The organism is Halobacterium sp. R2-5 (assembly GCF_011734195.1).
Lineage (GTDB): Archaea > Halobacteriota > Halobacteria > Halobacteriales > Halobacteriaceae > Halobacterium.
The window spans coordinates 1041482-1065813 of the sequence record NZ_JAANTH010000002.1 but is presented as its reverse complement, the minus strand read 5'-3'; the positions used below and the strand labels follow the sequence as shown (position 1 = coordinate 1065813).

Below are 24332 nucleotides of genomic sequence, written 5' to 3'. Positions count from 1 at the left end.
CGGCGCTCGGTCTGAACAGACCAACACGCTAGCGACGGCTGCTAGACGACGCGGTTCTCCAGTTCCTCGCCGGCTTCGAGCCGCGCGAAGTTCTCGCGGACGAGCGCCGCGACGTCCACGTAGAAGTCCTCGTTCGCCACTGCCGCGTGGGGCGTGATCACCACGTCGTCGAACCCCCACAGCGGCGACTCCTCGGGCAGCGGCTCCGCCTCGAAGACGTCGAGCGCGGCGCCCGCGATTTCGCCCGATTCGAGCGCGTCCACGAGCGCTCCCTCGTCGACGACCGGGCCGCGCGCGACGTTCACGAGGTAGGCCTCCTCGCGCATCCGCCGGAGCGCCGGCTCGCCGATCAATCCGTCCGTCTCGTCGGTCAGCGGCACGCAGAGCACGACGAAACGCGCGTCCGCGATGGCCGCGTCGAGGTCGTCCGGGTGGTACAGGTCGTCGACGCCCTCGACGGATTCCTCGGAACGCTGGACGCCCGCGACGTCCATTCCGAGCGCGCTACAGCGCCGCGCGACCGCACCCCCGACGGTGCCGAGGCCGACGACGCAGACGCGCTCCCCGGGGAGCGTGAACCCCTCGTCCCAGTCGGGGAACGCCCACTCGCGGCGCTGCTGGGCGGCGACGAAGTCGTGGAGCCGGCGCGCCAGCGTCAACATCAGGCCGAGCGCCGTGTCGCCGACGCTGTCGCCGTGGAGGCCCGTGCTGTTCGAGAGGACGACGCCGCGGGCCTCGTACTCGTCGAGCGGGAACGCCTCGACGCCCGCGAGCGTCGTGTGAATCCACTCCGGGTCGGCCTCCAGGAGGCGCTGCTGGTGGGTGAACGTCACGAACGCGTCGCAGGACGCGGGGTCCGCGCCCGAGCCGTCCTCGCGAATCGGGACGAGCTCCGGCCCGAGGTCGGCGAGCTCGTCGCGGAACACCTCGAACGGGAAGTCTATCGACGTCGACTCGTGGACCCCGATGCGTTCGACTGCCATGCTACCGAGAGGCACGGGCCGGGGCATCAATGTTTGCCCGCTCCGACCCTAGCCTTATCCCCCCTGCCGTGGTGTGTGAACTCGAACCATGGAAGTGACCGGTATCGACGTGTACAACGTCGAACTGCCGATCGCGGAGGGGACGTACGACTGGGCCGGCGGCAACTCCTACGCGACGTTCGACTCCACGGTGCTCCGCCTCCGCACCGACGAGGGGCCGGTCGGCTGGGGCGAGGTGTCGATGCTCGGGTCGTCGTACCTCCCGGCGTTCGGGAAGGGCGCGCGCGCCGGCGTCGAAGAGCTTTCCAGCGCCGTGCTCGGCGCCGACCCCACACAGCCGGCAGTGCTGGCGGCGGACCTCGACGCCCGCCTCCGCGGCCACCCGTACGTGAAGTCGGCGTTCGACGTGGCGTGCTGGGACCTCACGGGGAAGGTGCGGGACGCGCCCGTCGCGGACCTGCTCGGGGGGCGATTCGGCGAGTCCGTCGAACTCTACCGGGCCATCTCGCAGGACACGCCAGCGGCGATGGCCCGCAGCGTCGCGCGCTACCGCGACGAGGGGTACGGGAAGTTCCAGCTGAAAGTCGGCGAGGGGCCGGTGATAGACGAGGAGCGCATCCGCGCGACCCGCGAGGAGCTCGACGACGGCCACGTCCTCGACGCGGACTTCAACACCGGCCTCAGCCGCCACGAGGCCGTGCGCGTCGCGAACGCGGTCAGCGACGTGGACGTCTACCTCGAACAGCCCTGCGACAGCTACGAGGCCTGCCGCGCGGTCCGGCGGCAGACCGACCTCCCGTTCGTGCTGGACGAGGTGATGACGGGACTGGACTCGGTCGTCCGCGGCTACGAGGACGACGCGATGGACGTGGTGAACGTCAAGATTTCGAAGGTCGGCGGCCTCACGCGCGCCCGTGCCGTCCGCGACCTCTGCGCGGAGTTCGAGGTCGCGATGATCCTGGAGGACACGTGGGGCAGCGAGATAGCCACCGCCGCCATCGCGCACCTCGCGCACAGCACGCCCGCCGAGGCCCGGTTCGCGGCGACGGACTTCCACAACTACAACGCCGTCACGACGGCCGACGGCGCGCCCGAAGCGGCGGGCGGGACGATGGCCGCACCGACCGACCCCGGACTGGGCGTCGAGCCGCGGATGGACGTGCTCGGCGACCCGGTCGCCGTCTACGAGTGACTCACACCGACCGGACGACCCCGCCGTCCACGAGCAGCGACGCCCCGTTGACGTAGCTCGCCGCCGGACTCGCGAGGAACGCCACCACGTCCCCGAGCTCATCGGGCTGAGCGACGCCGCCCGTGGGGATGTCGTCGGGCCAGTAGCTCGCCAGCCCCTCCTCGTAGGTGTCGTACTCGCCGCGCTCGACGGCGTCCTCGACGATGTTCCGGAGTGCGGGCGTCTCCACCGGCCCGGGGAGCACGGCGTTCGCGCGCACCGCCGGCGCGAGTTCGCGGGACATCGTCTTCACGAGGCCGAGCACCGCCATCCTGACGCAACTGGACAGCACGAGGTCGGGAACTGGCTGTCGGACGGTGATGGACGTGATGGCGACGATAGACCCGGCGCCGTCGGTGAGGTATTCGGCGGACTCGCGGACGAGGCGCACGGCGCTCATCACGAGCAGGTCGAACGCGTGGTACCAGTCGTCCTCGTTCACGTCGAAGAGGCCGCCGCTGGTCGGGTCGCCCGTGTTCAACACGAGGTGGTCGACGCCGCCGAAGCGCTCGGCGGTGGCTTCCACGAGACCCGCGACGGCGTCTCCGTCCGTGAGGTCCGCGGCACGGCCGACAACTTCCCCCGGGCCGACGGCGTCCACGTCCTCGACGGCCGCCTGCAGGCGGTCCTCGTCGCGGCCGTTCAGGACGACGTTCGCACCGGCTTCCGCCAGCGACGTCGCTGCGGCCTTCCCGAGGCCGCTGCTGGACGCCGCGACGAGCGCGGTGTTCCCTTCGAGGTTCGGCGCCTCCGATTCCGTGTCGATTGCTGTCACGGCTCACTCTACTCCGGCGGAGAGCTTAAATCGCGCCCGCGGGGCCGCTCTCGCCGCGTCCCGACTACTTTTGGCGGCGGGCGCAGAGGGTACACGCATGCCAGCCGCAGTCGACATCGACGCCGACCGGTTCCGGGAGCGATTCGAGGCGTACGCCGACATCGGCGCGACCGAGAACGACGGTCTCCACCGGCTCGCGCTCTCCGACGCCGACAAACGAGTCCGAGACCGATTCGTCGAGGACCTCGAAGACGCCGACCTGGACGTCCGCGTGGACGAACTCGGCAACATCTTCGGCAGGTACGAGGGCGAGAATCCGGCCGCCGCGCCCGTGCTCGTCGGCTCCCACCTCGACTCCCAGCCGTACGGCGGCCGCTTCGACGGCCAGCTCGGCGTCCTGACCGCGCTCGAAGCCGTCCAGTCCATCGCCGAAGCGGACGTCGAGCCCGCGCGTCCCGTGGAGGTCGTGAACTGGACGAACGAGGAAGGCACGCGCTTCCAGCCCTCGATGATGGGGAGCTCGGGGTACGTCGGCTTCGAGACGGTCGAGGAACTGCTCGCGGCGACCGACCGCGACGGCAACGCGGCCGGTGACGAACTGGAGCGCATCGGCTACGACGGCGACGCCCGCTGCGAGCTCCCCGAGGAAGGCGTCCACAGCTTCCTCGAACTCCACGTCGAACAGGGACCGGTGCTCGACGACCGCGACCTCCCGCTCGCCGTCGTCGACGGCGTCTACGGGCTGTCGTGGCTCCGGATTACGATCGAAGGTGCCGCCGACCACGCCGGTCCGACACCGATGCACGGCCGCGAGGACGCGCTCGCTGCCGCCAGCGACGCCATCTCGGAGATCAACCGGCTGCCCGGCCGGCTCGCCGACGACGCCGTCGCCACCGTCGGCGAACTCGACGTCGAGCCGAACTCCATCAACGTCATCCCGGCGCGCGCGACGTTCACCGTCGACATCCGGAGCTACGACGACGCTGTCGTCGACGAGGGCGTCGAACGCATCGAGCGCGAGGTGGAAGCGGCCTGTGAGCGCCACGGCGCCGACTACGAGATCGACTACGTCTCCCGCCACGAGGCGATGGCGTTCAGCGAGCGCGTCCGCGACGCCGCCGACCGCGCGGTCGAGACCGCCGACGTACCCGCGACGCACCTCGTCAGCGGCGCCGGCCACGACGCCCAGCACCTCCAGCGGGTCACGGACGCCGGGATGCTGTTCGTGCCGAGCGTCGACGGCCGCACGCACAACGAAGCGGAGTTCACGGAGTGGGACGACTGCGTCGCGGGCGCTCACGTGTTCGCGAACGCGACGCTCGAACTCGCGAACGAGGACGCGTAGCTACGCGGGCAGCGCCGTCTCCGGGACCGTCCCGTCGTCGTTCCAGCCGCGGACGTCGTAGTACGTCTGGATGGCGTCGTCGAGGCCGGGGAGCTCGTCCTCGTAGGGGAGGCGGTCGTCGGCCTCGTCGATGCCGCGCTGGTTGTTGAAGTGACGTTCGAGCGTCACCGTGCGCGCGCCCACCTCCAGCAAGTCCTGGAAGTCCGCGCCGAACAGCATCTCGTAGCGCTCCGGGGACATGAAGTCCCGGGAGAATTTGCAGACGACGCCGCTGTCGTTGAGCGCCATCAGGTTCTCGCGCTCGACGAGGCGCTCGGGCTTCCCGTCGAAGCCCGCGGGGTCCATGGCTTCGTCTTCGTCGACGAGCGGGTACTCCACGGAGTAGAACGTCGCGTACATGTGGTCGGCGCCGCGGTTCGCCACCGCGTACGACAGCCCCTGCCCGTGGAGGAGCCGCCCCTCGTGGGCCGCGAAGTCCATGTTCTTCACCGACCAGTTCTCGACGCCGAGGTCGTCGTGGATGCGCCCGATGCCCTCCGCGAGCCGGTCGCCGACGCCCTCGCGGTGCGCGATCTGCTCGACGAGCTCCCAGATGAGGTCGGTGTTCCCGAACTCGTCCTCGGCGTCGAGGTACGCCGCGATGGTGTTCCCCGCGGAGATGGCGTCGAGGCCGTACTCGTCGCAGAGCTCGTTCGACTGCATCACGTCGACGATGTCGTCGACGCCCGAATTAGAGCCGAACGCCATCGCCACCTCGAACTCCGGGCCCTCCGTCTCCACGCCGCGCTCTTCGTCCCGCGTCGGGAGCTTGCACGCGAACGCGCACGCCGAACACGTCGCCTTCTTGTACTTCTTCGACTCGACGGCGGCGCCGTTGATGCCCTCGACGCCCTCGAAGGAGCGCTCGGAGAAGTAGTACGACGGCAGGCCGTCCATCTCGTTGGCGAGGTCCATCACCGAGACCGTGCCCTGCCGCTTCATGATGTGGTCGTCAGTGGCGGCCTCGCGGTGGATGTCCATCTGGCCCGCCGGCACCTCGATGTCCGGCGCGGAGTCGCCCTCGAACGTGACGGCCTTGACGTTCTTCGAGCCCAGGACGGCACCGAGCCCACCACGCCCGAACGCGCGCTCCTCGGTCGTCATGACCGACGCGAACCGCACCTCGTGCTCGCCCGCCGGCCCGATGACTGCGGTCTGGTCGCTGGAGATGCCGTGCTCGTCCTCCAGGTACTCGACCGTCTCCGAGACGGTGGCTTCCTCTAACTGGGGGACTTCCTCGAACTCCACGCCCTCGTCGGTGACGTGGACGGCGAGTAGTTCGTCGCTCGCGCCCGCGAGCTCGACGGCGCCGTAGCCCGTGGCCGCGAGGTGCCTGGAGACGAACCCGCCCGCGTTCGAGGACAGCAGGCCGTCCGTCAGCGGCGACAGCGCCGTGCAGTTCGTCCGTCCAGTGAAGCTCATCTGAGAGGCCTGCATCGGCCCCGTCGTGAACACTGCGCGGTTCTCCGGCCCGAACGGGTCCGCGTCGAACGGGATGCGTTCGTGTGCGAGCCGCGTCGCCACGCCACGCCCACCGATGTACTGCCGTTGGACCTGTGTGATGTCGGTCTCCGACGCCTCGCGCTCGCCGACGTCGATGGACACCAGCGGTCCCTTGCTGTGGAGCATGTTCACTCATCGGGCGGTGCGATACAAAAATCTACGTCTCTCTGGCACGGACGGCCGACTTTCGATATCCCAGTATACGGTTTATCGATGGTGGCTCCGGGACTGATTTTCGCTCTCGGCGGCGAAACGGGAGGGACAACCACAGTCACTCGCTCGCATCTGAGGGCTCACACTGATCGTGTCTCCCTCCGACAATATCTCTCGGCCCCCGCTTGTTCGTCGACGAGGCTGTCGCTCGGGCGGTCGTCGAATCGAGTAGACAAACCGGGCCGCCTCGCGTGCGCGCTCGCGAGCACGAGAGTTACTGCCAGACGCCGAGGGTTCCAGTAGTTCGTCCTCGAAGCCCGACCAGCGATGGGCGGAAATTACGCAAAATCCACATCGCCGAGGTGCCTGCGAATGTGGCACACGAATAAGGAGGGGACCCTCACCACTCGCCGCCAGACCGAGGTGTGAACCGCGTCTGCGAAGCAAGCTCCCCATCCGCCGGAAGTTGCCTGGTCCGTTTTCGGTTCAGTCGATGCCGAGCAATCAGCAGGTGCGTACCGCGAGTGGACCGGGTCCCACGGCGTCGATAAATCGGATACCGTGATACGGAAGCCGTTGCCCGAAGCCGACAGCGAAGACGTGGAAGACCAGGCTCGAGAGGGGTAGAATCGGAGGTCCGCTCGCGCCGAGAACAGGGTCCCAGCCTGTCGGTCTGCAGTCGGAAGAGTGGCGGTGAATTCCCTCGGCGACCAGCACTCGCCCGCTCGTCGATTCGCTGGCGAGTAGAACGCCGACCGGGAGCGACATCTGTGTGCCGTCACTACCGCCGGAATTCCGCTGAAGGTAGTCAAGCTAGCTGAGCTAGCTTACTTACCTATACTACCTTAGGTAGTTGGTGTAGATTAGGTACCTATTTTACCTACCTCTGCTACCTATTCCCGTCGTTTTATGCCTGGTGGCGAGGAATGGCCACCTGATTCAGCGTAGGCACCACAGACGCGATAGGTGCCTATCCCTGACGAGGTACACAATGCAAACGGAACCACGCGCCGTCAGTGTCGGTATCCTGAAGGGTGGATTCGCGAAGACGACCACAGCGCTCAACCTCGCGCGCGAACTCGCGCACCGCAACGAGCGCGCGCTCGTCGTCGACCTCGACGACAACGGGCACATGACGCTCAACCTCGGGTTCGAGCAGCGGTACAACAGCACGGACGAGGACGGCAGCAACCACGCCGAGGCCGTCCTCCTCGAAGGCGAGGACCCGCGCGAGCACGTCGTCAACGTCGCCGAGGGACTGGACCTCTTCCCCGCCCACGAGGACCTCGAGAGCGTGCAGTCCGCGCTCAAGGAGGCGACGATGGGGACGACGCGACTGAAGAAGGACCTCGTCGACCCGCTGCTCGGCGAGGACTACGACTACGTGGTCATCGACTGCCCCGCGAACCGCGGGAAGCTCAACGACAACGCGATGTACGCCACCGGGAACCTCATCATCCCGCTGCGGCCTGAGAACGGCTACGAGACCGGGCTGTCGAACACGCTCGACCGGCTCGTCCAGGAGGCCCGCGAGTACTTCGAGTTGGACATCCTCGCGGTCGTCCCCTCGGACCTCCGCAAGCGCATCGACCAGTCGACCCGGGACCGCAAGCTCCTCCGCGAGATCACGACGCGGGACGCCATTGACCACCTCGTCCCGAACTTCGCGTACCTCTCCGAGGACGACTGGGAAGCCATCGACGACGGGAGCTACGACGGCGACCTGCCGGGCGTCCGGTACCGCGCGGCCATCGACGACGCCCACCAGGAGGGCGTGCCGCTGCGGGACTACGACCCCGAGTGCGACCAGCTCGCGGCCTACGACGAGCTCGCGCAGATCGTCGAGCGCGGGGAGGTGAGCCGGTAATGGGGTTCGACGACCTCGAAGCCGCCGAGCAGGACCGCCCGGACAAGCAGGACGAGGAAACGGAAGCGAGCGAGCCGGAACCCGACGCGGCGCCCGAGGTTCCGGCCGGGTCGTCGACGCCCGACTCGACGGCGGAGGAGACGGCCGATTCGGAACCCGAGAAGGAGTCCCCGGAACCGGCGGTCAGCGACACGCCCGCGTTCGAGTACGACGACGTGAAGCAGTCCCCGATGTACGCGCGGCCGGAGGCGTGGACGGCGCTCGAGGACGCGCTCGACCTGGACGTCGTGCGCTCGCTCCGAGACGCCGGCATCCGGAACGAGGAGAAACGGGAGCTCCACGACGCTGTGCTCCGGGTCGCCGCCGACCACCCGGACGAAATAGCTGACGCGGTCCGGCAGGCGCGCCGCGAGGAGTAGGGCGCCGGAACCGTACCTTACGTGTCGCTTCGCAAACCCATATGTCGGTGCCCGACGAACGTAGACGCGACATGGACGTACTCCTCCTGGGCGCGAGCGGACGCATCGGCCACCGGATCGCGGACGAACTCTTGTCCCGCGGGCACACCGTAACTGGCGTCTCCCGGAGTGGCCACGTCGACGGCATCGACGACCCGGACTTCGAAACCGTCGCGATCGACGCCACCAACGAGGTCGACGTCGCGGACCTCGCGGAGGGCCACGACGCGGTGGCGTCCGCGCTCGGTCCCGGCGAAGACGAGGACGTAGACGTGCTCGTGGAGATGTCCGAAGCGGTCGTCGCGGGGATGCGGGATGCGGGCGTCGACCGCCTCGTCTGGACGGGCGGCGCGGGCGGCCTCTACGTCGGTCCGGACACCCGGCTGGTCGAAACGGAGGACTTCCCCGAAGACTGGGTCCCGATTGCTCGCGCGGCCATCGACGCCTACGACGTGATTAGCGCGGCCGACGACCTGGAGTGGACGTACGTCGCGCCCGCGGCGCTCATCGAACCCGGCGAGCGCACGGGCGAGTACCGGACCGCGGAGGGCGAACTCGTCGCCGACGATGACGGCGAGAGCTACATCTCCATGGAGGACTTCGCGGTCGCGTTCGTGGACGAACTCGAATCCGGCGACCACGTCCACACCTACCTCGGCACCGGCTACTGAGGACAGACCGGAGACGGCGCTTCGCTCTCCCGGTTCAGAGCCCGTCGTACGGGCCTTCCTTGGCCTCCGTGAGACGGTCGACCTGTTCGTCGGAGAGGTCGATGTCGGCGGCCGCGAGGTTCTCCTCTAGCTGTTCGACGGTGCGCGCGCCGACGATGGGCGCGGTGACGCCGTCGCGGTGGCTGAGCCACGCGAGCGCGGTCTGAGCGGGCGTCGCGTCGACCTCGTCGGCGACTTCGTCGAGGGCGTCGTGGAGGTCGAAGTTCTCCTCGGTGAGGTAGTTCTTCTCCCAGCGCGTGTCCTCGCTGGCGCGGGACTCGCCGGTGAGACCGTCCTCGCGGTCGTACTTTCCGGTGAGGAAGCCCTGGCCGAGCGGGCTCCACGGGCAGACCGCGAGCCCCTCGCTGCGGGCCATCTCTAAGTAATCTCCCTCGATTTCGCGGTCGACGAGGTTGTACCGCGGCTGGACGACCGTGAACGGCTCGTAGCCCTCGCTGCGCGCGAGTTCGTTGGCCTTCGCGACCTTCCACGCGTTCGGCCGCAGCGTCGACGCGCCGAGGTAGTGGACTTTCCCCTCCTCGACGAGGCCGTTCAGCGTGCGCATGAGCTCCCGCGTCGGCGTCTGGTCGTCCCAGCGGTGGATGTACAGCACGTCGACGTAGTCGGTGCCGAGGCGGTCGAGGATGGCGTCGACGCGGTCGCGGACGTTCTTCCGGTTGTTCCCGCGGCTGTTCGGGTCGCCGTCCCGAATCTGCCAGTACACCTTCGAGGCGATGGTGTATCGCTCTCGGTCCCGGTCGGCGAGCCAGTCGCCGATCCACTCCTCGCTCTTGCCGCCGCCGTAGACGTCCGCGGTGTCGATGTACCGGCCGCCCGCGTCGGCGTACGCGTCCAGCAGGTTCTTCGCGCGCTTCTCGCCGATCTCCACGTTTCCTTCCTCGGTCTCTCGGCCGAAGCGCCACGTCCCGAACTGCAGCTCGCTGGTCTGGAGGCCCGTGTCGCCGAACTGCACGAACCGGAGGTCAGTGTCGGTCATAGTCGGTCGGTGATACGCACACCGGCCGAAAAAGGATTCAGCAAGCGGCAACGCCGGGCTCCGTTCGGCTTCCGGTGGGTTCTCAGTGGCTGCAGCGGAACGAAATCGATTGAAGCCGGGGCTCCGTTGCCCCACTCGCATGCGACGACGATTGGTCCTCGCGTGCGTGCTCGTCGCCGCAGCCCTCCTCGCTGGCGGCGTCGTCGCGGGCCCGCTGGACGCGGGTACCGGGCCGCTGCTGTCGGGCCCCGCCGACCAGCCCGGCGACGCGGCGACCGGCACGACGAGCACGCCGACGGAGACGAACGACACGACCAGGACGAACAGCACCGACGACGCACCGACCGCGGCGGACGCAGTCGCGAACCACACGGGCGAGCGCTTCGTCGCGACCGCGCTCGCGAGCGACGGCGACGCCACGCTCGTCGGCGCGATACCTGACGGGCAGACGATCACCGTCGACGTAATCGAGAACGAGTCGAGCGCCGGGCGCGAGTAGCGGCTCTCCCGCTCTACGCCGCTTCGACCGCGTCGAGCAGCTCCTCGTAGTCGGGTTCGTTCGTCGGGTCGTCGGCGACCCACGAGTACGTCACCTCGCCGTCGTCGTCGACGACGAACACGGCGCGGTTGGCGATGCCGTAGAGCCCGAGGTCGGGGATGTCCATCTCGAGGCCGTACTCCCGGATGGCGCCGCCGCCCGTGTCGCTGACGAGGTCGAACTCGATGCCGTGTTCGTCGCGGAACGCGCCCTGCGAGAACGGGGAGTCCGCGCTCACGCCGAACACGGTGGCGCCCGCGTCTTCGAACTCGGAGAGGCGGTCCTGCAGGGCGACCATCTCGTTCGTGCACGGCGGCGTGAACGCGCCCGGGAAGAACGCGAGCACGACGGGGCCGTCGCCGAGGTGGTCGCCGAGGTCGAAGTCCTCGTGGTCGGTCGTGCCGAGCGTCGCCGAGAACACCGGTGCGGAGTCGCCTGTCGAGACCATGCGAGACGATACGCCACTCTGACACTTAAGCGTGGGTCCGAACGACTGCGAGTAGCCCGCTCACTCGACGAGTTCCTCGAGTGGAACACGTTCGCCGTCGACTCGGAGGACGAAGTCGGCGTCCCCGCCCGTCCGCGCGAACGACGTCACCGGGCCTGTGACCCGGAACGCGTCCCCGAACCCGGCGTCGCCGTAGCCGGGCTTCCCGGTGTACCCCGAGACGGTGACCGTGCCGTCGTCGTGCTCGATGACGTCGTCGTTGCGCTCGGCCTTCACGCGTCCGTTCACCCTGACGCCCTCGACGGCGCCGTCCGCGGTGAACTCGTACTTCAGTTCGCCGCGCTCGGTGACCACCACCTCCAGCAGGCGCTCGGCCGCCTCGGCGTCCTCCGTGTCCTCGCTCTCGGTTCCCACCGCGGCGAGCAGCGCGTTCGTCTCGTCGTCCTGCTGGCCGTACCCCGCGAGGAGGTGACCGTCGGTGGTCCGTGCGACACCCGCGTAGACGCTCTCGGGTGCGTCCTCCGTGGCTTCCGTGTCTGTCCGCTCGCCCTCGGCGTCGTACTCGACTGCCCACGCCCGACCGTCGCGTCGGCCCGCGAGCAGCGCGCCCGCGTCGCTCGGCGCGACCGCGTGGAAGCCGTCGCCGCCGCCGTCGCTCCAGCGGGCCTCGCCACCGGCGTCGACGCCGACGACCCAGCCCTCGCCTCGCATCTCGTAGTCGTGGAGTTCCGCTACGTACGCCTCCTCGCCGGAGACGCCCGCGAGCACGTAGCCGTCGCCGGTCGCCGTCACGTCCCGGAACTCGTTGCGCGCGTCCTCGCTCCGGCGGTACGTCTCCGACCACTGCTCGTCGCCCTCGCCGTCGATTTCGACCGCCCACCCCGCGGTCGGGTTCGACTCCGTGGGGCCGTCCGGGGACGCCTCGCCGACGACCAGGAAGCCCTCGTCCGTCTCTGTGACCGCAGAGAACTCCGCGTGGTGCTCGTCGTCGAGTCCGGAACTCGGCTCGGCGCCCGCGCTGTACGCGCGCTCCCAGTCGACGCGGCCGTCCTCGCGCAGGCGGACGACCCAGCCGTCGCCTCGGCGCTCGTCGAGGAACTCGGCCGCGATGGTGCGCCCGACGAGCAGGAAGCCCTCGTCGGTGCGGACGCCGCCCGCGAAGTCGTCGCGGAACGAGTTCACGCCCTCGCGGCGGTACGTGCGGCTCCACTGCGGGCTCCCCTCGCCGTCGACGCGGACCGCCCACCCGTACCGGTTGTCGGAGCTCAGCGAGTGCCACCACCCAACGAGCAGGAAGCCGTCGCCCGCGGGGAGCGCGAACTCCAGGCCGCTGGAATCCTCCCCGACGTCGGTCTCTTCGAGGTGCGGCGGCGCCTGGTACGTGCGGCTCCACACCGTCTCGAGGTCGTCGTCCAGCCGGTGTGCCCACCCGACCTGCTCGTCGCTCGCGTTCGTCCGGATACCCGTCGCGAGGTAGCCGTCGTCGACCGCCAGCACGGACCGGAGCGCGTTCCAGCGGTCGGCCGCGAGCCACTCGTCCGGCTCGGCCGCGCCCCGCGCTCGCGTCGCCGCCGCGGTGCCGCCCGCGGCGACGGCGGCCAGTCGGAGGAACTCTCGCCGGGAGATCGCGACAGTCGACCGCTCGCCGTCGGCGCGCGAATCCTGCATACCCCCCGCGTGACCCGACGGCCGTATTGTTATACGTCTGTTTCTCGGCAGTAAGGACAGCATACGGCCGACCGCTCGTCGTCCGTACGCGCCACGACAGTCGCCGATTCTGCGATAGTCACCTATCCCGGAATAGGTTACTCTTCGGCCGTCTCCACGCCCGTGACTTCGAAACGCGCACCCCCGCCCCTGCTGTCAGTCACGCGCACCGACCAGTCGTGCGCGTCGGCCACCTGCTCGACGATGCGCAGACCGAAGCCGGTGCCGTCGTCCTCGGTCGAGTAGCCGTACTCGAAGACGCGCTCGCGCTCGCTCTCGGGGATTCCCGGGCCGTCGTCCGCGACGTAGAAGCCGCCGTCGAGTTCGCCGACTGTCACGGAGACGTCGTCGTTCGTGTGCTCCACAGCGTCCTCGGAACGCTTCGCGTTCCGGTCGACTGTCGAACCGTGTTCGACAGCATTCCGAAAGAGGTTCTCGAACAGCCGTCTGACCCGGCCCTCGTCGGCGCGAATCGTCGCGCCGGCGTCGACGGTGAGCGCCGCGTCCGCGGTGTCGACGGACGCCCACGACTCCTCGGCGAGCGCGCGGAGGTCCACGGCCCCGACGTCCGTCGACTGGCCGCCGTCGCTGGTGAGCGCGAGCAGGTCCTCGATGAGCGCCTGCATGCGTTCGTGGGCGGTCGCCGCCTCGTCGAGGTGGTCGCTGTCGCAGTCCTCGCGGGCGAGCTCGAGGTTCCCCTGCGCGACGTTCAGGGGGTTGCGGAGGTCGTGGCTGAGCACGCTCGCGAACTCCGAGAGGCGCTCGTTCTGCCGTTCGAGCTCGCGCTCGCGGTCGCGGAGCTCCGCGGTGCGCTCGACCTGCTCGAGCGCGGTGACGATGTTCCCCGCGAGCACTTCGCCGAGCGCGACGTCCTGCTCGTCGAACGCCGCCGGGGACGTCGACCCGGAGACGAGAATCCCGTGCTCGCCGAGCGGCAGGAAGACTTCGCTCCGGACCGGCGAGTCCGAGCGGTACGCGTCGGGGTCGGCGTGGACGTCGTCGATCGCGAGTGGCTCGCCGTCCTCGAAGACGCGCCACGCGATGCTGCTCCCGGGCGTGAACGTCGGCGGGTCGTCGACGATGTCCCGGGCGGCCTCGGAGATCGCCACGGGCACGAGCGCGTTCGCCTCGTCGTCGTAGAGGTGGATGGCGCTCGCCTCCAGTCCGACGATATCGCGGGCGGCGGCGACGGCCGTCTCTGCGGCCTGTTCGCGACTCTCCGCGGACAGCAGCTCCCGCGTCGTCTCGCTCAGCGCCCGCAGGCGCTCCTCGCGGCCGACGCGCTCGCTGACGTCCCGGTACATCCACAGGTGGCCGCGGCCGTCGGGCAGCTCGATCGGCCGGTGGCTCTGCTCGAACGTCCGGCCGTCCGCGAGTGCGACCTCCTCGCCGACCACCGACTCGTTCGCCGCGACCAGCTCGTCGACGCTCGCTACGAACTCGTCGGGGTCGGCGAACCGGTCGCTGGCCTCGACCGCGAGACGCTCGCAGTCCATCCCGACGAGGTCACCGGCGGCTCCGGAGAACCCGAAGATGTCGACGAGGCGCTGGTTGGCCGCGAGGACGTTCCGGTCGGCGTCCTCGGCGAGCACGCCCACCGGGAGCGTGTCGACCAGCGTCGAGAGCACGGCGTTCGTGCGCTGGAGGTCGCGCTCGCGGGCCTTCCGTTCGGTGATGTCCCGGGAGAACCCGGTGACGCGGACGACCTCGCCGTCGTCGATAATCGGCTCGCCGCGCGCCCACACCCAGCGGCCGTAGTCCTCGGCCTCGTTGACGCGGTACTCGACGTCGAAGTGCTCGCCCGCGGAGAGGTCGCTCATCGCCGCCTCGACGCGCTCGCGGTCCTCGGGGTGGACGCCGTCGAGGAAGCTCCGCGGGTCGGCTTCGAGGGACGCGACCGACCGCCCCCAGATGTCCTCGTAGGCGTCGTTGACGAACAGCAGCTCGTCCCAGTCCGCGGAGAACGTCCAGAGGACGTCGTTGGTGTGTTCGGCGAGCTCCGCGAGCTGCTGTTGGGTGTCCTCGGCGACGCGCTCGGTCCGGGACTGCCGCACGGCGTTCCGCACGCGGTTCGCGAGCAGCGCGTAGTGGTCGGTCCCCTGCTGCTTCTGGAGGTAGTCGGTGACACCCGCCGAAATCGCGTCGCTGGCGACCTCCTCGCTGCCCTTCCCCGTGAACAGCACGAACGGTAGCTCGGGGAAGCTCTCGCGGACCGTCTCCAGGAACTCGATGCCGTTCATTTCGGGCATATCGTAGTCCGAGATGACGCAGTCGACCCCGTGGTCCGCGAGGTACTCCAGGGCCGCGCTCGTCCGCGTCGCCGTCTCGACGGCGAACCGCTCGTCCTCGCGTTCGAGGAAGTCCGCGGTGAGCTCCGCGAACCCCGGCTCGTCGTCGACGTGGAGCACGCGAATCGGCTCGTCCATTGCCCTCCGTTAGCGGCCGATTCTGGATATTCGTTCCGGTGGTCCCGAGGGGATGGGAGCTGCCCCCGTCCCGTGTCAGTATCTGCCGTGGGTGAGAAATCCTTTTGTTCGGATGGCGTGGACGGTACGCATGAGCAGTCGCGAGCAGATACTTCCGTTGTTGCGCGAGAACGCCCGCTACTCCACCGAGGACCTGGCGCGACAGACCGGCCTCGACGAATCGGAGGTCGAGGCGACCATCCAGGAGCTCGAACGCGACGGCGTCGTGAAGGGCTACCGAGCCATCGTCGACCGGGACAAGGTCGAGCCCGAGCGCGTCCGCGCGTCCGTGGAGCTGAACGTCACGCTCGACCGCGAGACGGGCTACGACGACATCGCCGAGCGCCTCGCGAAGTTCCCCGAGGTGCAGGGCCTGCGGCTGGTCAGCGGGGACTTCGACTTCGCGATGGACGTCGAGGGCGACTCGATGAGCGAGGTCTCGCACTTCATCAGCGAGAAGGTCGCGCCCGTCCCCGAGATCACCCAGACTGTCACCCACTACATCATGGAGACGTACAAGGAGGGCGGCGTCGAGTTCGGCGACGGCGACGACGACGACCGGCTGTCGATCTCGCCATGAGCTTCGAGGAGTCCGAGCGCCTCGAGTCCGTGCCGCCGTCCGGCATCCGCCGGTACTTCGAGCTCGCCGAGGAGTACGACGACATCATCTCGCTCGGCGTGGGCGAACCCGACTTCGCGCCGCCGTGGGCCGCCCGCGACGCCGCCATCGGCTCGCTGGAGCGCGGCCAGACGTCGTACACGCCGAACCGCGGACTGCGGGAGCTCCGCGAGGAGATCGCCGCCCACACGAGCGAGAAGTACGACCTCGACTACGACCCCGACGAGGAGATTCTCGTCACCGCGGGCGCCAGCGAGGCGCTCGATCTGGCGTTCCGGGCGTTCCACGACCCCGGCGACAAGGTCGCAGTCTCCCAGCCGTCGTACCTCTCGTACGTCCCGGGCGCGACGCTCGCGGGCGCCGACGTCATCGACGTGCCGACGCGCCCGGAGGACGACTTCAAGCTCACTCCCGAGGTCCTCGAAGCGGCGGGCGCCGCGGAGGCGGACACGCTCGTGATGTGCTACCCGAACAACCCGACCGGCGCGACGATGACCCGCGAGGAACTGGCGCCGGTCGCGGAGTTCGTCCGCGAGCACGACCTCCGGGTGTTCGCCGACGAGATCTACGCCGCGCTGTCCTACGAGCACGAGCACACCTCCATCGCGACGCTGCCCGGGATGCGCGAGCGCACCGTCGTCTTCAACGGCTTCTCGAAGGCGTACGCGATGACGGGGCTGCGGCTGGGCTACGCGCTCGCGCCGCCCGAGGCCATCGAGGCGATGAACCGCATCCACCAGTACACGATGCTGTCCGCGCCGACGACCGCCCAGCACGCCGCCATCGAGGCGCTGCGGAACTGCGAGAGCGACGTCGCGGAGATGCGCGCGCAGTACGACCGCCGCCGGAACTTCGTGCTCTCGCGCTTCGAGGAGATGGGTCTGGACTGCTTCCCCGCCTCGGGCGCGTTCTACGTGTTCCCCGAGTGCCCGTGGGAGGACAGCGACGCGTTCGCGGAGGCGCTCATCGAGGAGCAGGGCGTCGCGGTCGTCCCCGGCGACGTCTTCGGCACGGGCGGCGACGGCCACCTGCGCGTGACGTACGCCACCGGGCTCGGCGACCTCAAGGAGGCGCTCGCGCGCATCGAGGAATTCATCGACTGAGCCGCGCCGCCCGCGTCCCGCCTACTCGGAGGCCGGCTGCTCGGCGACGCCGACGACCTGCTTCCCGACGTTGTCCCCGGAGAACAGCCCGAGGAACGCGTCGGGGGCGTTCTCGAGCCCGTCGACGACGGTCTCCCGGTGGGATAGCTCGCCGGACGCGACCCACTCGCCGAGCTGCTCGCTGGCCTCCCCGAAGCGGGTCGCGTAGTCGCCGACGAGCAGTCCCTGTACTTTCGCGCGCGGCGCGATGAGCTGCGGGAGCTTCCGCGGCCCCGTCGGCACGCTCTCGTCGTTGTAGTGAGCGATCTGGCCGCAGACCGCGACGCGCGCGTCGAGGTTCAGCTCCGTGAACACGGCGTCCGTGATCGGGCCGCCGACGTTGTCGAAGTAGACGTCGACGCCGTCGGGGGCAGCGTCGTCGAGCGCCGCGCGGTAGTCGTCGACGTCCTTGTAGTTGATCGCGGCGTCGAACCCGAGGTCCTCTGTGAGCCAGTCGACCTTCTCGTCGGTGCCCGCGAAGCCGACGACGCGACAGCCGTTGAGCTTCGCGATCTGACCGACGACGGAGCCGACCGCGCCCGCCGCGCCGGAGACGACGACCGTGTCGCCGGGCTTCGGGTCGCCGACTTCGAGCAGCCCGAAGTACGCCGTCCGGCCGGGCATCCCGAGCACGCCGAGGTACGCCGGGAGGTCAGCGATCGAGGGGTCGACGGGCGCGACCTCCCCGGCGTCGAGGACGCTGTAGTCCGCCCACGTGCCGTTGCCCGTCACGAGGTCGCCGGCGTCGTACGCGTCGCTCTCGCTCTCGACGACTTCGCCGACGACGGCGCCGGCCATCGGGTCGCCGACGTCCCACGGCTCGGCGTACGATTCGGCGTCCCGCATCCGACCCCGCATGTAGGGGTCGACGGAGAGGTAGCGCACGCGAACGAGGAGCTCGCCGTGCTGCGGGCTCGGCACGTCGGTCTCGCGGAGTTCGAAGCTGTCCATGTCCGGCTCGCCCTCGGGGCGCTCGGCGAACACCCACTCGCGGTTCGAATCACGCATACCACCCCTTCCCGTTGCACACGGAGGCCGGTTGCGCTTTCAGCAGCGACTTCCGGCGCCTGGTCCGCGGCGTGCCGCAGGCTCGACGAAAGGTTCGCCAAACTACTAATAATAAGTCACCGGGCTCCGTCCACGGAAACGTGACACCGCGAGGACAGACCAGCGAGGCGGGGCTGACAGGCAGCGCGGTGGTCGCGCCGCGCGTCCGGTGGGGGCCGGAGACGGCGCGCAGCGCCGGACAGACAGCCGTCTGGGGACAGCGATGAGACGACGCGTCACGGTGGCAGTCGTCGGCGTGTTGCTGGTGGCGTCGGTGAGCGCCGTCGTCGCAGTCGGGAGCGCCGCCCAGACCGACATCGCCATCCAGGGCGTCGAGACGTCCGTCGACCAGCCCGCGCCCGGCGAGCCGTTCACGCTGACGGCGACCATCGCGAACCTGGCGAGCAGTTCCGGGTCCGTAGACGTCACCGACGTGTACGTGCGGAAGTCCGGGACCCCGACGGAGTACGGCCGCATCGAGGACGTCGGCGCGATCGCCGCCGGGCAGACACTCGACGTGCCGCTGACCGCGAAGATCGGCAGCACCGGGGAGCGGCGGCTCACGGTCTTCGTGGTCGTGCGGGACGACGACGGAGACTACGAGCGCGTCAACTACCCGCTGTACGTGGACGTCGAGGAGCCCGACGAGGCGGTCGTCTCGTTCGCGACGCCGGACCTCGTCGCGGGGCAGGAGAGCGCCGTCAACGTCTCCGTCTCGAACGGCGACGACGGGACGCTGTCGAACGTCCGCCTCGAGCTGGACGGCGACGCGGCCGTGGACAACGCCGAGCGCGTGAGCGCGTCCATCGCCTCCGGCTCGCAGGTCACCCACGCGTACCGCGTCAGGTTCCCGGAGGCGGGCGAGCGGACGCTGAACGCGACGCTGACGTACAAGACGAGCGAGGGCGTGACACGGACCACCGACCGGAGCGTGACCGTCGACGTCGACGAGAGCGACGTCGACGCGGAGGTGACCGCGACGCCGACGGCGGCGAACGGCTCGTCGGTCGTCGAGGCGACGCTCACCGAGTACGGGAACGTCGAACTCCGCGACGTCGAGGTGCGCGCGCTCAGCGGCGGGGAAGTCGTCGCTCGCGCGCTCACCGAGGACGTCCCGGCCGAGGGAGCGCGGACGGTCACGCTCGACGGCGCGGACATCCCCGCTGGCGAGGTGACGGTCGCCGCCGAGTACAGCGCCGCCGGGGAGCGCCGCAGCGCCGAGCAGACGATTCAGTACTCGCCGCAGGCGACCTCGGAGATCGAGCTCACGGGCGTCGACTTCACCCGCGACGGGTCGACGGTCAGCATCAGCGGCGACACCGCGAACCTCGGGAGCGCGGACGCCGACTCCCTGCTCGTCTCCGTGGGCGACGGCGACCGCGTGTCCCCGATGCCGCCGAACGGCGAGTACTTCGTCGGCGCGGTCGAGTCGAGCGAGTTCGCGACCTTCGAGTTGACCGCGAACGCGGCCGAGGACGTCGAGCGCGTCCCCGTCAACGTCAGTTACTCCGTGAACGGCGAGCGCCACTCGAAGGTCACGACCGTCGACCTCAGCCAGGCGCCCGCCGGCAGCGAGAACGGTGATTCGTCCGGGCCCTCGGGCGGCGTGCCGCTGCTGGGCGTCGCCGCGGTCCTCGCGCTGCTCGTGGTCGGCGCGGCGGTGTACCGATGGCGCAGATGAGCGTCGTCGAACTCGAGGACGTCGTGAAGCGCTACGACAGCGGCGGGGAGACCGTGGAGGCGCTGAAGGGCGTCAGCATCCACGTCGACCGCGGGGAGATGGTCACCGTCATCGGCCCCTCGGGGTCGGGGAAGAGCACGATGATGAACATCATCGGCCTGCTCGACACGCCGACCGAGGGGACGGTCCGCATCGAGGGCGAGGACGTGACCGACTACACGAGCGACCAGCTCACCGAGAAGCGCCGGTCGAGCATCGGGTTCGTTTTCCAGGCGTTCCACCTGCTGCCGATGCTCACCGCCGTCGAGAACGTCGAACTCCCCTCGATGTGGGACACGACCGTCGACCGCCACGACCGCGCGATCGACCTGCTGCGGCGCGTCGGCCTCGGGGACCGCCTCGAACACACGCCGGACCAGCTCTCCGGCGGGCAGCGCCAGCGGGTCGCCATCGCGCGAGCGCTCATCAACGAGCCCGACCTGCTCATCGCCGACGAGCCCACCGGGAACCTCGACCAGGACACGGGCGCCACGATTCTCGACGAGCTGACGCGCCTGAAGGAGGTCGAGAACATCGCCATCGTCGCCGTCACCCACGACGAACAGCTGAAAGGGTACGCCGATCGCGTCGTCCGCCTGGTCGACGGAGTGATACAGTGAGCCCGCCCGACATCCTCCGCAAGTACCCGAGCGTGTTGATGGCGTGGCGGAACCTCGGCCGCAACCGCGTCCGCACGGCGCTGGCCGCGCTCGGCGTCGTCATCGGCGTCGTCGCCATCGCGTCGCTGGGGATGGCCGGAGCCGCCCTCCAGTACCAGGCGACCCAGAACCTCGGCGGGCTCGCGGACGAGGTCACGGTCACGGCCGGCGAGGACAACCCGGACGGGCTGACCGAGACGCACGTCCGGAAGATTCGGCAGGTGTCGACGGACGCGGACGTGATTCCGCTGAAGGGCGACCAGACGATCGTCGCGGCGAACGGCGAGGAGGTCCGCGCGAGCGTCACGGGGGTGACGCAGGCGAGCGCGCTCTACGACGCCGGCGCGGGCGAGATCCCCGAGCGCCTCGAATCCGGCGCGGTCGTCAGCAGCAGCCTCGCCACCGAACTCGGCCTCGACGTCGGCGACCCCGTCGAGTACGGCGGCCAGCTGTACCGAATCCGCGGCGTCACCGAGAGCCCGGGCGGCTTCGGCGGCGGGAGCAACACGCTCGTCCTGCCGCTGTCCGCGCTCGCGGACCAGCAGTACTACGACCGCGTCACCCTGGTCACCGACGGGGGCGACGCCGCACGGGAGCTGGCGGCCGCGGTCGACGAGCGCCTCAACGAGCGCGAGGAGGTCGTGAGCGCCACGACGTCCGCCGACGCGCTCGAACAGATCAACTCCTTCCTGAACACCCTGAACCTCGCGCTGCTGGGCATCGGCTCGATTTCGCTGGTGGTCGCCAGCGTGGCGATTCTGAACGTCATGCTGATGAGCACCATCGAGCGGCGCGGCGAAATCGGCGTCCTCCGGGCGGTCGGCGTCCGTCGCGGCGAGGTGCTCCGCATGCTCCTCACGGAGGCGGGGTTCCTCGGCCTGGTCGGCGGGCTCGCTGGCGCGGTCGTCTCGCTGGGCGTGGGCTTCGTCATCTTCGACGCGCTGGTCGGCGACCCGCTGCTCGCGCTCGCCTGGAGCAGCTCACGGTACCTCGTCTACGGCGTCGGCTTCGCGCTCGCGGCGAGCCTCGTGAGCGGGCTCTACCCCGCGTGGAAGGCCGCCAACGAGCGGCCCGTCGACTCGCTGCGCGGCTAGCTACCCGTCCCTCCGGCGTCCGCCGTGAGCCGGCCGCCGAACGCCGCGGTCCACAGCAGCCCGAGGTAGGCGACCCAGCGCTCGATGCCGCCGACGCCCAGCGGCGTCCCGTCCCCGAGGACCACGAACCCCGCGAGCGCGAGCAGTTCGAGCGCGCCCAGCCCCACCGAGAGAGCGCGGAACGCGCCGCGGGCCTCGAATCCGGCGGCGAGCGCGGCGACGCCGACGCCGCCGAACGCGAGCATCGCGGCGACGAAGTGCGGCACGCCGGTCTGGGACGGGAAGACGCCGACGCCAGCGACGCCGACGGCGGTGATTGCGAGGATGGCCGTAACTCGACGCGAGCCGTCGCCGCGACGGAGTGCGTACGTCGCCAGCAACAACAGGGCGCCGGCGGCGACCATCGTGGCGTTGAACACGGTCTGGGAGGCGGCGGGCGCGTCCGCCGCGCCGAGCGCGCTGATCGTCTGTGCGGACGTGCTGTAGCCCGGGTAGGACGCCTCCGCGGCGACGAAACCGAGCACCGTGAGGACGGCGCCCGCGACGAGCAGCGCGCCGGCGGCGTCCCGGAACTGGTCTGGGTTCACGTCTCCGAGCGCGCGCCGACGCGACATAAGATTGAGAGGTTCGCGGCGGGCCGGCGGCGCGGAGACGACGGCCTTTAGCGCTCGCGTGTTCACTATTTCGACACGTCGCGCTCCACCGAGGCATCCACATGAATCTCTCTCACTACCGGAACGCGGGGCTGTTCGTACTGCTGGGCGTCCTCTGGGGGTTCTCCTTCGTCGCCATCAAGGCCGGCCTGGAAGCGCTGCCGCCGGTGTTCTTCGCGGCGCTGCGCTTCGACGTCGCGGTGCCGCTGCTGTTGGCGTTCGTGGCGTGGCGCTACGACGCCGTGCTCCCGCGCACTCGCGCGGACTACGTCGGCATCGCCGTCGGCGCGGCCACCATCATCGCCGCGAACAACGGCCTGCTCTTCCTCGGCCAGCAGTCGATCACGCCCGCTGCGGCGTCCGTGATGTACGGCCTGAACCCAATTCTCGCGCCCGCGTTCGCGTTCGTGCTGCTCGACCAGCGCCTCGACCCGGTGAGTCTGGCGGGCATCGCGCTCGGGCTCGTCGGCGTCGTCGTCATCGTCCAGCCGTCCCCGGAGACGCTCACCGCTGGGTCGACCGTCGGCCAGCTGCTCGTGCTCGGCGCGGCGGCCGCCGTCGCGCTCGGGAGCGTCGTGATGCGGCGCGTCGACGCCACCATCGAGAGCATCCCGCTCACGACGTGGGCGATGGTCGGCGGCGCGGGGCTCCTCCACGCCGCGAGCCTCGGCCTCGGCGAGTCCGTCTCCGGCGCCCTCGTGACGCCGACTGTCGTCTACGCGACGCTCGTGCTCGGCGTGCTGTCGACCGCGCTGGCGTACCCCGTCTTCTTCACGCTCATCCGCGACGTCGGGCCCGTGCGCGCGAACCTCGTGGCGTACGTCGTCCCCATCTTCGCCGCCATCACGGCGTGGCTGCTGTTCGGCGACGGCGTGTCGCTGACGACCGCTGCCGGGTTCGTCATCGTCGTCGCCGGCGTCGCGTTGCTCCAGCGGGAGGTCGTCGCCGACGAGCTCTCGCGGGCGTACCGCCGGTTCGCGGCTACCCGGTGACGGTGCTCTGGAAGCCGCGCCGAATCGTCAGCGCGTCGGCGTAGTCCGACTGCGAGAGCACGCCGACGAGCTCGCCGTTCTCCTCGACGAGCGCGGTCGTCCCGCCAGACTGCTGCAGCAGCGCGAGCGTGTCGAAGGCGTCCGCGGACGGCTCGACGCTCGGGACGTCCCGCATCACTTCGTCGACGCGGGTGGTGTCGCGCTCGCGCTCGGGGACTTTCCGGAGGTCGTCGAGCGCGACCACGCCACGCGCGGTTCCCGTGCTGTCGGTGACGAGGTGGAGCGTCTGGCGGTCGCTGAGGAGCCGCCGGCCCAGTTCCGCGACGGACACGTCCGCCGAGACGGTCGCGGGGTCGCGGGTCATGATGTCGCCGACCGTGATGCCCTCGAGCAGTTCGTCGAGGAGCACGGTCCGGGACTCGGTGGTGGCGGCGCCGTAGATGAACCACGCGAGCAGCAACAGCAGGAGGTTGAAGCTGAGCACGCCGACGACGGCGAACAGGAACGCGAACCCGACGCCGATTCGCGCCGCGATGCGGGTCGCGGTGCCGTACGGCCGGGTGCGTGCGAGCAGCGCGCGGAGGACGCGCCCGCCGTCCATCGGGAACGCGGGCAGGAGGTTGAACCCGGCGAGCAGGAGGTTCGTGAGCGCGAGGTAACCGAGCACGAACCGCGTCACCTGCAGCGACTCGGGGACGGCGAGGACGGCCGCGTAACAGCCGGCGGCGACCAGCACGCTCGTGACCGGGCCGGCGACGGCGATCCAGAACTCGCGGTCCCACTCCTTCGGCAGCGACTCCAGGGCCGCGAGCCCGCCGAGGATCCACAGCGTGATGGACTCGATGCCGATGCCGTACCGCAGCGCCGCCCACGAGTGCCCGAGTTCGTGGAGCGTGACGCTGACGAACAGGCCGAGTGCGGCGGTGACGCCGATGAGCCACGAGGTGTTCCCGGCTTCGAGCCGCGAGAGGTCGAAGCCGACGCCCGTGACGCCCTCGATGAGGCCGGCGTAGAACTGGATCTGCGCGCCGCTCCCGATGAGCCACGCGAGAATCGGGAGGAAGACGAGCAGCGACGTGTTGACGCGAATCGGGATGTCCCAGATCCGGGTGACGGTGAAACTCCGCATACGTCGTGGTGTAGCGCAGGAGGTTTAGTTGTCCGGACCGCGGCGACTGCCGTTCGTC

The 24332-nt window shown here is 69.8% G+C and carries 22 protein-coding genes; 12 read left to right on the top strand and 10 right to left on the bottom strand.

What is annotated here, in order from left to right:
- Positions 1 to 41 precede the first annotated feature (41 nt).
- On the bottom strand, positions 42 to 983 hold the full coding sequence (ddh, locus tag G9C83_RS14355) for a D-2-hydroxyacid dehydrogenase (RefSeq protein ID WP_167247077.1): 942 nt from the start codon (positions 981 to 983) through the stop codon (positions 42 to 44).
- Between the two features lie 88 nt (positions 984 to 1071).
- Here ddh and G9C83_RS14350 point away from each other — a divergent pair, with 88 nt between their 5' ends.
- Positions 1072 to 2175 carry a cis-3-hydroxy-L-proline dehydratase gene (locus tag G9C83_RS14350; protein WP_167247075.1) on the top strand — a complete coding sequence of 368 codons (1104 nt, stop codon included), beginning with the start codon at positions 1072 to 1074 and terminating at the stop codon, positions 2173 to 2175.
- A 1-nt stretch (position 2176) separates the two neighbouring features.
- On the opposite strand, the gene G9C83_RS14345 is transcribed toward G9C83_RS14350, so the two are convergent.
- Entirely contained in the window at positions 2177 to 2989 is an 813-nt protein-coding gene (locus G9C83_RS14345) for an SDR family oxidoreductase (protein ID WP_347877805.1), read from the bottom strand.
- A gap of 97 nt (positions 2990 to 3086) precedes the next feature.
- Here G9C83_RS14345 and G9C83_RS14340 point away from each other — a divergent pair, with 97 nt between their 5' ends.
- Entirely contained in the window at positions 3087 to 4334 is a 1248-nt protein-coding gene (locus G9C83_RS14340; RefSeq protein ID WP_167247073.1) for a Zn-dependent hydrolase, read from the top strand.
- Here the strand turns inward: G9C83_RS14340 and G9C83_RS14335 are convergent, their stop codons facing one another.
- Positions 4335 to 6002, bottom strand: coding sequence for an aldehyde ferredoxin oxidoreductase C-terminal domain-containing protein (locus G9C83_RS14335; protein WP_167247071.1), 1668 nt, complete (start codon positions 6000 to 6002; stop codon positions 4335 to 4337).
- A gap of 1018 nt (positions 6003 to 7020) precedes the next feature.
- On the opposite strand from G9C83_RS14335, the gene G9C83_RS14330 reads away from it, so the two are divergent.
- The 3 genes from G9C83_RS14330 to G9C83_RS14320 all read left to right on the top strand — a co-directional run bounded on the left by G9C83_RS14330 (position 7021) and on the right by G9C83_RS14320 (position 9025).
- Positions 7021 to 7896, top strand: coding sequence for a ParA family protein (locus G9C83_RS14330; RefSeq protein ID WP_167247069.1), 876 nt, complete (start codon positions 7021 to 7023; stop codon positions 7894 to 7896).
- The gene (locus G9C83_RS14325) at positions 7896 to 8315 is read left to right on the top strand and encodes a hypothetical protein (RefSeq protein ID WP_167247067.1); all 420 of its coding nucleotides are present in this window, start codon (positions 7896 to 7898) and stop codon (positions 8313 to 8315) included. The genes G9C83_RS14330 and G9C83_RS14325 overlap by 1 nt, the downstream gene beginning before the upstream one ends.
- 71 nt (positions 8316 to 8386) lie before the next feature.
- A complete protein-coding gene (locus G9C83_RS14320) occupies positions 8387 to 9025 on the top strand; it encodes an NAD(P)H-binding protein (protein WP_167247065.1) in 639 nt (212 codons plus the stop codon).
- A 34-nt stretch (positions 9026 to 9059) separates the two neighbouring features.
- Here G9C83_RS14320 and G9C83_RS14315 read toward each other — a convergent pair whose 3' ends face one another.
- On the bottom strand, positions 9060 to 10061 hold the full coding sequence (locus G9C83_RS14315) for an aldo/keto reductase (protein WP_167247063.1): 1002 nt from the start codon (positions 10059 to 10061) through the stop codon (positions 9060 to 9062).
- A gap of 139 nt (positions 10062 to 10200) precedes the next feature.
- Between G9C83_RS14315 and G9C83_RS14310 the strand changes: the two genes are divergently transcribed.
- Positions 10201 to 10560: a hypothetical protein gene (locus tag G9C83_RS14310; protein ID WP_167247061.1), complete on the top strand. Its 360-nt coding sequence runs from the start codon at positions 10201 to 10203 to the stop codon at positions 10558 to 10560.
- Between the two features lie 13 nt (positions 10561 to 10573).
- On the opposite strand, the gene G9C83_RS14305 is transcribed toward G9C83_RS14310, so the two are convergent.
- From G9C83_RS14305 to G9C83_RS14295, 3 genes are all read right to left on the bottom strand, one after another.
- The gene (locus G9C83_RS14305; protein WP_167247059.1) at positions 10574 to 11047 is read right to left on the bottom strand and encodes a redoxin domain-containing protein; all 474 of its coding nucleotides are present in this window, start codon (positions 11045 to 11047) and stop codon (positions 10574 to 10576) included.
- Between the two features lie 60 nt (positions 11048 to 11107).
- Positions 11108 to 12715 carry a hypothetical protein gene (locus tag G9C83_RS14300; RefSeq protein WP_167247057.1) on the bottom strand — a complete coding sequence of 536 codons (1608 nt, stop codon included), beginning with the start codon at positions 12713 to 12715 and terminating at the stop codon, positions 11108 to 11110.
- A gap of 137 nt (positions 12716 to 12852) precedes the next feature.
- Entirely contained in the window at positions 12853 to 15180 is a 2328-nt protein-coding gene (locus G9C83_RS14295) for a response regulator (RefSeq protein WP_167247055.1), read from the bottom strand.
- 130 nt (positions 15181 to 15310) lie between these two features.
- Between G9C83_RS14295 and G9C83_RS14290 the strand changes: the two genes are divergently transcribed.
- Both G9C83_RS14290 and G9C83_RS14285 read left to right on the top strand, forming a co-directional pair.
- Positions 15311 to 15799, top strand: coding sequence for an Lrp/AsnC family transcriptional regulator (locus tag G9C83_RS14290; protein ID WP_167247053.1), 489 nt, complete (start codon positions 15311 to 15313; stop codon positions 15797 to 15799).
- Positions 15796 to 16941, top strand: coding sequence for an aminotransferase class I/II-fold pyridoxal phosphate-dependent enzyme (locus tag G9C83_RS14285; protein WP_167247051.1), 1146 nt, complete (start codon positions 15796 to 15798; stop codon positions 16939 to 16941). Before G9C83_RS14290 ends, G9C83_RS14285 begins: the two co-directional genes overlap by 4 nt.
- Before the next feature lie 21 nt (positions 16942 to 16962).
- Here the strand turns inward: G9C83_RS14285 and G9C83_RS14280 are convergent, their stop codons facing one another.
- Positions 16963 to 17988: an NADP-dependent oxidoreductase gene (locus G9C83_RS14280; protein ID WP_167247048.1), complete on the bottom strand. Its 1026-nt coding sequence runs from the start codon at positions 17986 to 17988 to the stop codon at positions 16963 to 16965.
- Between the two features lie 262 nt (positions 17989 to 18250).
- Between G9C83_RS14280 and G9C83_RS14275 the strand changes: the two genes are divergently transcribed.
- From G9C83_RS14275 to G9C83_RS14265, 3 genes are read left to right on the top strand one after another with little or no spacing between them, the layout of a single operon-like run.
- Positions 18251 to 19708: a hypothetical protein gene (locus tag G9C83_RS14275; RefSeq protein WP_167247046.1), complete on the top strand. Its 1458-nt coding sequence runs from the start codon at positions 18251 to 18253 to the stop codon at positions 19706 to 19708.
- Positions 19705 to 20367: an ABC transporter ATP-binding protein gene (locus tag G9C83_RS14270; protein ID WP_167247253.1), complete on the top strand. Its 663-nt coding sequence runs from the start codon at positions 19705 to 19707 to the stop codon at positions 20365 to 20367. Before G9C83_RS14275 ends, G9C83_RS14270 begins: the two co-directional genes overlap by 4 nt.
- Positions 20364 to 21500 carry an ABC transporter permease gene (locus G9C83_RS14265; RefSeq protein ID WP_347877804.1) on the top strand — a complete coding sequence of 379 codons (1137 nt, stop codon included), beginning with the start codon at positions 20364 to 20366 and terminating at the stop codon, positions 21498 to 21500. Before G9C83_RS14270 ends, G9C83_RS14265 begins: the two co-directional genes overlap by 4 nt.
- On the opposite strand, the gene G9C83_RS14260 is transcribed toward G9C83_RS14265, so the two are convergent.
- Positions 21497 to 22087 (bottom strand): DUF998 domain-containing protein, encoded by a 591-nt coding sequence (locus tag G9C83_RS14260; RefSeq protein WP_167247044.1) that lies wholly within the window; start codon positions 22085 to 22087, stop codon positions 21497 to 21499. The genes G9C83_RS14265 and G9C83_RS14260 overlap by 4 nt on opposite strands.
- A 128-nt stretch (positions 22088 to 22215) precedes the next feature.
- Between G9C83_RS14260 and G9C83_RS14255 the strand changes: the two genes are divergently transcribed.
- Positions 22216 to 23145: a DMT family transporter gene (locus G9C83_RS14255; RefSeq protein WP_167247042.1), complete on the top strand. Its 930-nt coding sequence runs from the start codon at positions 22216 to 22218 to the stop codon at positions 23143 to 23145.
- On the opposite strand, the gene G9C83_RS14250 is transcribed toward G9C83_RS14255, so the two are convergent.
- Positions 23135 to 24274 (bottom strand): site-2 protease family protein, encoded by a 1140-nt coding sequence (locus tag G9C83_RS14250; protein ID WP_167247040.1) that lies wholly within the window; start codon positions 24272 to 24274, stop codon positions 23135 to 23137. The two genes, G9C83_RS14255 and G9C83_RS14250, sit on opposite strands and share 11 nt — an antisense overlap.
- Positions 24275 to 24332 lie beyond the last annotated feature (58 nt).